Annotated in this window: 7 protein-coding genes and 1 riboswitch; of the genes, 4 read left to right on the forward strand and 3 right to left on the reverse strand. The window is 67.9% G+C overall.

The window, feature by feature from the left end:
- Positions 1-566: NADP-dependent isocitrate dehydrogenase (locus VXD91_RS18810; protein ID WP_346416099.1), on the reverse strand; the 566-nt coding region annotated here is incomplete at its 3' end.
- Positions 567-826: 260 nt separating this feature from the next.
- Positions 827-947: riboswitch (SAM riboswitch) on the forward strand.
- Positions 948-1067: 120 nt separating this feature from the next.
- Here VXD91_RS18810 and VXD91_RS18815 point away from each other — a divergent pair.
- From VXD91_RS18815 to VXD91_RS18825, 3 genes are read left to right on the forward strand one after another with little or no spacing between them, the layout of a single operon-like run.
- Positions 1068-2405, forward strand: a complete 1338-nt coding sequence (locus VXD91_RS18815; RefSeq protein ID WP_346416100.1) for a bifunctional o-acetylhomoserine/o-acetylserine sulfhydrylase — start codon at positions 1068-1070, stop codon at positions 2403-2405.
- Positions 2402-3541 carry a homoserine O-acetyltransferase gene (locus tag VXD91_RS18820; RefSeq protein ID WP_346416101.1) on the forward strand — a complete coding sequence of 380 codons (1140 nt, stop codon included), beginning with the start codon at positions 2402-2404 and terminating at the stop codon, positions 3539-3541. The genes VXD91_RS18815 and VXD91_RS18820 overlap by 4 nt, the downstream gene beginning before the upstream one ends.
- Positions 3538-4254, forward strand: coding sequence for a class I SAM-dependent methyltransferase (locus tag VXD91_RS18825; RefSeq protein ID WP_061004895.1), 717 nt, complete (start codon positions 3538-3540; stop codon positions 4252-4254). Before VXD91_RS18820 ends, VXD91_RS18825 begins: the two co-directional genes overlap by 4 nt.
- Here the strand turns inward: VXD91_RS18825 and VXD91_RS18830 are convergent.
- The gene (locus VXD91_RS18830; RefSeq protein ID WP_346416102.1) at positions 4251-4760 is read right to left on the reverse strand and encodes a helix-turn-helix domain-containing protein; all 510 of its coding nucleotides are present in this window, start codon (positions 4758-4760) and stop codon (positions 4251-4253) included. The genes VXD91_RS18825 and VXD91_RS18830 overlap by 4 nt on opposite strands.
- Positions 4761-4841: 81 nt before the next feature.
- On the opposite strand from VXD91_RS18830, the gene VXD91_RS18835 reads away from it, so the two are divergent.
- A complete protein-coding gene (locus VXD91_RS18835) occupies positions 4842-5261 on the forward strand; it encodes a nuclear transport factor 2 family protein (RefSeq protein WP_346416103.1) in 420 nt (139 codons plus the stop codon).
- Here the strand turns inward: VXD91_RS18835 and VXD91_RS18840 are convergent.
- Positions 5251-5433, reverse strand: coding sequence for a hypothetical protein (locus VXD91_RS18840; RefSeq protein ID WP_346416104.1), 183 nt, complete (start codon positions 5431-5433; stop codon positions 5251-5253). The two genes, VXD91_RS18835 and VXD91_RS18840, sit on opposite strands and share 11 nt — an antisense overlap.
- Positions 5434-5461: the final 28 nt, after the last annotated feature.

The following is a 5461-nucleotide window of genomic DNA, read 5'->3' on the forward strand; positions in this document are numbered from 1 at the left end:
GACTGCTCGCCGTGGTAGAAGTCGCCGGTCTTCATGGTGGCGACGTGCGTGCGGGAGGCCTGCGACCACTCGCCCATGCTGTGCGGGTGCTTGCGGGCGTACTCCTTGACGGCCTTCGGGGCACGACGGTCCGAGTTGCCCTCGCGCAGAACAGGGTTCACCGCACTACCGAGACACTTGCCGTAGCGATCCTTGATCGCCTTCTCTTCGTCGGTCTTCGGGTCGCCCGGGTAGTCGGGCAGGTTGTAGCCCTTCTCCTTGAGCTCCTTGATCGCGGCGACCAACTGCGGCACCGAGGCGCTGATGTTCGGCAGCTTGATGATGTTGGTGTCCGGGAACTGGGTCAGCCGACCCAGCTCACCCAGGTTGTCGGGGACCTTCTGCTCATCGGTCAGGTAGTCGCTGAACTCGGCGAGGATGCGGGCCGCCACCGAGATGTCACTGGTCTGGACGTCGATACCGGCGGCGCCGGCGAAGGTGCGGACGACCGGCAGGAAGGCGTACGTCGCGAGCAGCGGCGCCTCGTCGGTCAACGTGTAGATGATGGATGGTTTCTCGCCACTCATGGTCACTCTCCCGGCGTCACGGACGGTACGTACGAAAATCTATGTCGAGTCCGGCGTCTGCACATGACTACCCCGTCGCACGACGGTTACGAAACTACCGTGACCGGCGGGGCGAGTTTCCGGTGGTCCGGTCTGTCGTGCACAGATCTGGATCGATACCGACAGGCTGCGCGAAGCAGACCGCCGACGACACGCCGTGTCCCGCCCACCGGACGGCACCAGCTAGCAGTTGCCCAGCCTCTTGAGTTACCCTCGAGTCCGGTCATGAGTGCCAGCGTCAAGCCCCGGCTTGCTGGCCGGCAACCCTCCATCCGCGGTGGGGTGCCCCGGGAGACGACCAGGTTGAGCAGCCGTACATCGGCTGCGAGGCAAGCGCGGGTCCGCCACCACGGACCCGGATGACTGGGTGAGTGGAGGCTTCCTATGCGTCGCTGTCTGTGATTCGTGCGAGTTCGCGCACCCCTTCGTCGTACCTAAAAACTCACAGGAGACACCCCTAACATGACCACTGAGGCCATCGACCCCACTGCGCGCTGGAGCTTCGAGACGAAGCAGATCCACGCAGGTCAGAGCCCCGACAGCGCCACCAATGCCCGTGCGCTGCCGATCTACCAGACGACGTCGTACACGTTCCGCGACACCGACCACGCCGCCGCGCTGTTCGGGCTGGCCGAGCCGGGCAACATCTACACCCGCATCATGAACCCGACCACCGATGTGGTCGAGCAGCGCGTCGCCGCGCTCGAGGGTGGCGTGGCCGCGCTGTTCCTGTCGTCCGGGCAGGCCGCCGCGACCTTCGCGATCCTCAACATCGCCGGCACCGGCGACCACGTCGTGGCCTCGCCGCGGCTGTACGGCGGCACCTACAACCTGCTGCACTACACGCTGCCCAAGCTCGGCGTCGACGTCAGCTTCGTGGCGGACCCCGACGACCTCGACTCGTGGCGCGTCGCCGTCCGGCCGAACACCAAGGCGTTCTTCGCCGAGACCATCTCCAACCCGAAGATCGACATCCTGGACATCCCGGGTGTCTCGGGCGTCGCCCACGACAACGGCGTGCCACTGATCGTCGACAACACCGTCGCCACCCCGTACCTGATCCAGCCGCTGGCCCACGGCGCCGACATCGTCGTGCACTCGGCCACCAAGTACCTGGGCGGGCACGGCTCGGCGATCGCCGGCGTCATCGTCGACGGTGGCACCTTCGACTGGACAAACGGCAAGTTCCCCGGGTTCACCGAGCCCGACCCGAGCTACCACGGTGTGGTGTTCGCCGACCTGGGCGCACCGGCCTACGCGCTCAAGGCGCGCGTGCAGCTGCTGCGCGATCTGGGCAGCGCCGCCGCCCCCTTCAACTCCTTCCTCATCGCGCAGGGATTGGAAACGCTGTCTCTGCGCGTTGAACGCCATGTGTCCAACGCGCAGAAGGTCGCCGAGTACCTCGAGGGCCGCCCGGACGTGCTCTCGGTGAACTACGCCGGCCTGCCGTCGTCCCCGTGGTACGAGCTGGGCCGCAAGCTGGCCCCCAAGGGCACCGGTGCGGTGCTGTCGTTCGAACTGACCGGCGGTGTCGAGGCGGGCAAGGCGTTCGTGAACGCGCTGACCCTGCACAGCCACGTCGCCAACATCGGTGATGTCCGCTCGCTGGTGATCCACCCCGCGTCGACCACGCACCAGCAGCTGACCGCCGACGAGCAGCTGGCCTCCGGAGTCACCCCGGGCCTGGTGCGGCTGGCTGTCGGCATCGAGGGCATCGAAGACATCCTCGCCGACCTGGAGCAGGGCTTCGCTGCTGCTGGATCGGTGGGGGGTGCCGACCGAACGGCGGCCTTGGTGTGACGATTATCGACGTGCCCGTGTCTGACATCTCCGCAGCGCCGCTGCTGCCTGCCGAAGGCGAGACCGGTGTGGTGAACATCGGCTCGCTGACGCTGGAGAGCGGCATCGTGCTGCCCGACGTGTCCATCGCGGTCCAGCGCTGGGGCGAGTTGTCCCCCGCCGCCGACAACGTCGTGATGGTGCTGCACGCGCTGACCGGTGACTCCCACGTCACCGGGCCGGCCGGGCCGGACCATCCGACGGGCGGCTGGTGGGACGGCGTCGCCGGTCCGGGTGCTCCGATCGACACCGACCGCTGGTGCGCCATCGCCACCAACGTGCTCGGCGGCTGCCGCGGCTCGACGGGTCCCAGCTCGCTCGCTCCTGATGGAAAGCCCTGGGGCTCACGATTTCCCGCCATCACGGTGCGCGACCAGGTGAACGCCGACCTGGCGGCGCTGGCCGCCCTCGGCATCACCCAGGTGGCCGCGGTCGTCGGTGGCTCGATGGGTGGCGCGCGGGCGCTGGAATGGCTTGTGGGACACCCCGACACGGTGCGGGCCGGGCTGGTGCTGGCGGTCGGCGCCCGGGCCACCGCCGACCAGATCGGCACGCAGTGCGCGCAGGTCGCGGCCATCAAGGCCGACCCGAACTGGGCCGGCGGCGACTACTACCTGACGGGACTCACCCCGGACGACGGCATCCAGATCGCCCGCCGGTTCGCGCACCTGACGTACCGCGGCGAGAAGGAACTCGACGACCGGTTCCGCAACACCGCACAGAACCACGAAAAGAGTTCCAGCGACGGCCTTTACGCGGTCGAGAGCTACCTGGAGTACCAGGGCCGCAAGCTGGCCGCACGGTTCGATGCGGGCACGTATGTGGCACTGACGGATGCGCTGAGCAGTCACGATGTCGGGCGCGGACGCGGCGGGGTCGCGGCGGCCCTGCGGTCCTGTCCGGTGCCGGTGATCGTCGGTGGCATCACCTCCGACCGGCTGTATCCCATTCGGCTGCAGGAGGAACTGGCCACGCTGTTGCCGGGTTGCCCGGGCCTCGAGGTCATCGAGTCCGACTACGGCCACGACGGTTTCCTGGTCGAGACCGACAAGGTGGGCCTGCTGATCCGCCAGACCCTGGACTTGGCGTCCCGGTGACGGGCGAACGCTCGCTGTCCTTCGGGGAGCAGGCCGCCGCGTACGAACGCGGACGGCCGTCCTATCCGCCGGAGTCCATCAATTGGTTGCTGCCCGCGGGGTCCGTCGATGTCCTCGACCTCGGCGCCGGTACCGGCAAGCTGACCGTCCGGCTGGCCGAGCGCGGCCTGGCGGTCACTGCCGTCGACCCGATCCCCGAGATGCTCGAGGTACTCAGCGGGTCGTTGCCGTCGGTGCCGGCGCTGCTCGGCACGGCCGAGGAAATCCCGTTGCCGGACAACAGTGTCGACGCGGTCCTGGTGGCGCAGGCCTGGCACTGGTTCGACCCGGAACGGGCCGCGGCTGAAGTGGCACGGGTGCTGCGACCGGGCGGCCGGCTGGGTCTGGTCTGGAACATCCGCGACGAGCGGCTGGGCTGGGTCAAGGAGTTGAACCGCATCATCGGCTGCGAGCACGACCCGTCTGCCGACTCCCTGTGCGGCGACTTCACCGACATCGAGACCCACCGCTTCGAGTGGACGAGTTACCTTACGCCGCAAGCGCTTCTGGACCTTGTCGCGTCCCGGAGCTACTGCATCACCTCGCCCGCCGACGTACGCCGCAAGGTGCTGGGCGAGGTACGCGAGCTGCTCAGCACGCATCCGGCGCTGGCCAGCAGCACCGGATTGGCGTTGCCGTACGTCACGCACTGTGTGCGGGCGACGCTGGCCTAGACACCTGGTTCGCCGGGGGCCAGAAACGTTCCGATGACCGCGGTACCCGGGCCGACCCGAGCCCCAGGCCCGGGTACCGCGGTCGTCGACAGCGCCCCGAGTTCCCCGCCGCATTCGGCACAGACGGCCTTTGCCGTTGTGACACAGCCGCATTCATCGTGAACCAGCAGCGCCGGGGGCCCGCCCTCGCCGGCCGTCCACTTGTCACCCCACGCGAGCAGGGTCGCGATCACCGGATAGAGGTCGCGTCCCTTGTCGGTGAGCACATACTCGAAACGCGGAGGCGCACTCTGGTATTGGCGTCGCGCCACGATCGCGTGGCGCTCCAGGTCGTCCAGACGCGCGGCCAGGACGTTCGACGCAATGCCGAGATCACGGCGGATGTCCTCGAACCGGGCCATTCCCGCGAAGAGGTCGCGCAGCACCAGGGCCGTCCACCGTGGGCCCACGATGTCGAGCGTCCGCGCGATCGAGCAGGAGATGTCACCGAAGGACTGTTTGGACACTGCACAAGCGTAGTCCATTGCTTTCTGCAATGGACTCTGTTTAAGTGGGTTGCAAATAGCAAGTGACGCTCAGGGGTCCTCATGACGACAAGTACAGATTCCGTCGCGACGTTCTGCGCGGCCACCCGCAGCGGTGACGTCGACCGGTTCATCGCCGCGCTCGCCCCTGACACGGAGCTGATCTCCCCACTGTCCGGGCGCATGGTGTTCCGCGGCCGGGACGACCTGCGCGTCCTGCTGACCGCGGTCTACGCCGGGATGCGAAACCTGGAGTGGGAGAACGTCATCGGCGACGGACGCACGCGCGTCGCGGTGAGCCGCGGGCGCATCGCGGGACTCACCATCACCGATGCCCTGGTGTTCGAACTCGACGATGCCGGGTTGATCCGGCGGCTGCGCCCGCACCTACGGCCGTGGCTGGCGGTGACGGTCTTCGCCCTACTGCTCGGGCCCAGGCTCGCCGCCCACCCCGGCGTCGCACGCCGGGCGCTCAGGCACTGACTGCCGGTTCCAAGGCCAGATGTTGGCTGACCTCGGTTCTCGAACGGGGCGCCGAGCAGAATCCGATCCGAATCGAGACAAGTCCCTGCCCCGACGCCGAAAAGTTCATGGCCGCCTCTGCCACCAGGTTGGCCGGATCCTTGCGATGTTCGGCGTAATTGCCACTGTTCATCCGAGCGCTGGTAGGTCAGTGTCAGTCG

The organism is Mycobacterium sp. SM3041, from assembly GCF_039668335.1.
Taxonomy (GTDB): Bacteria; Actinomycetota; Actinomycetes; order Mycobacteriales; family Mycobacteriaceae; genus Mycobacterium.

Bases quoted from the DNA above. Each gene is read 5' to 3' on its own strand.
- VXD91_RS18815 (WP_346416100.1), top strand. From the start codon at position 1,068: ATGACCACTGAGGCCATCGACCCCACTGCGCGCTGGAGCTTCGAGACG.
- VXD91_RS18835 (WP_346416103.1), top strand. From the start codon at position 4,842: ATGACGACAAGTACAGATTCCGTCGCGACGTTCTGCGCGGCCACCCGC.
- VXD91_RS18840 (WP_346416104.1), bottom strand. From the start codon at position 5,433: ATGAACAGTGGCAATTACGCCGAACATCGCAAGGATCCGGCCAACCTG.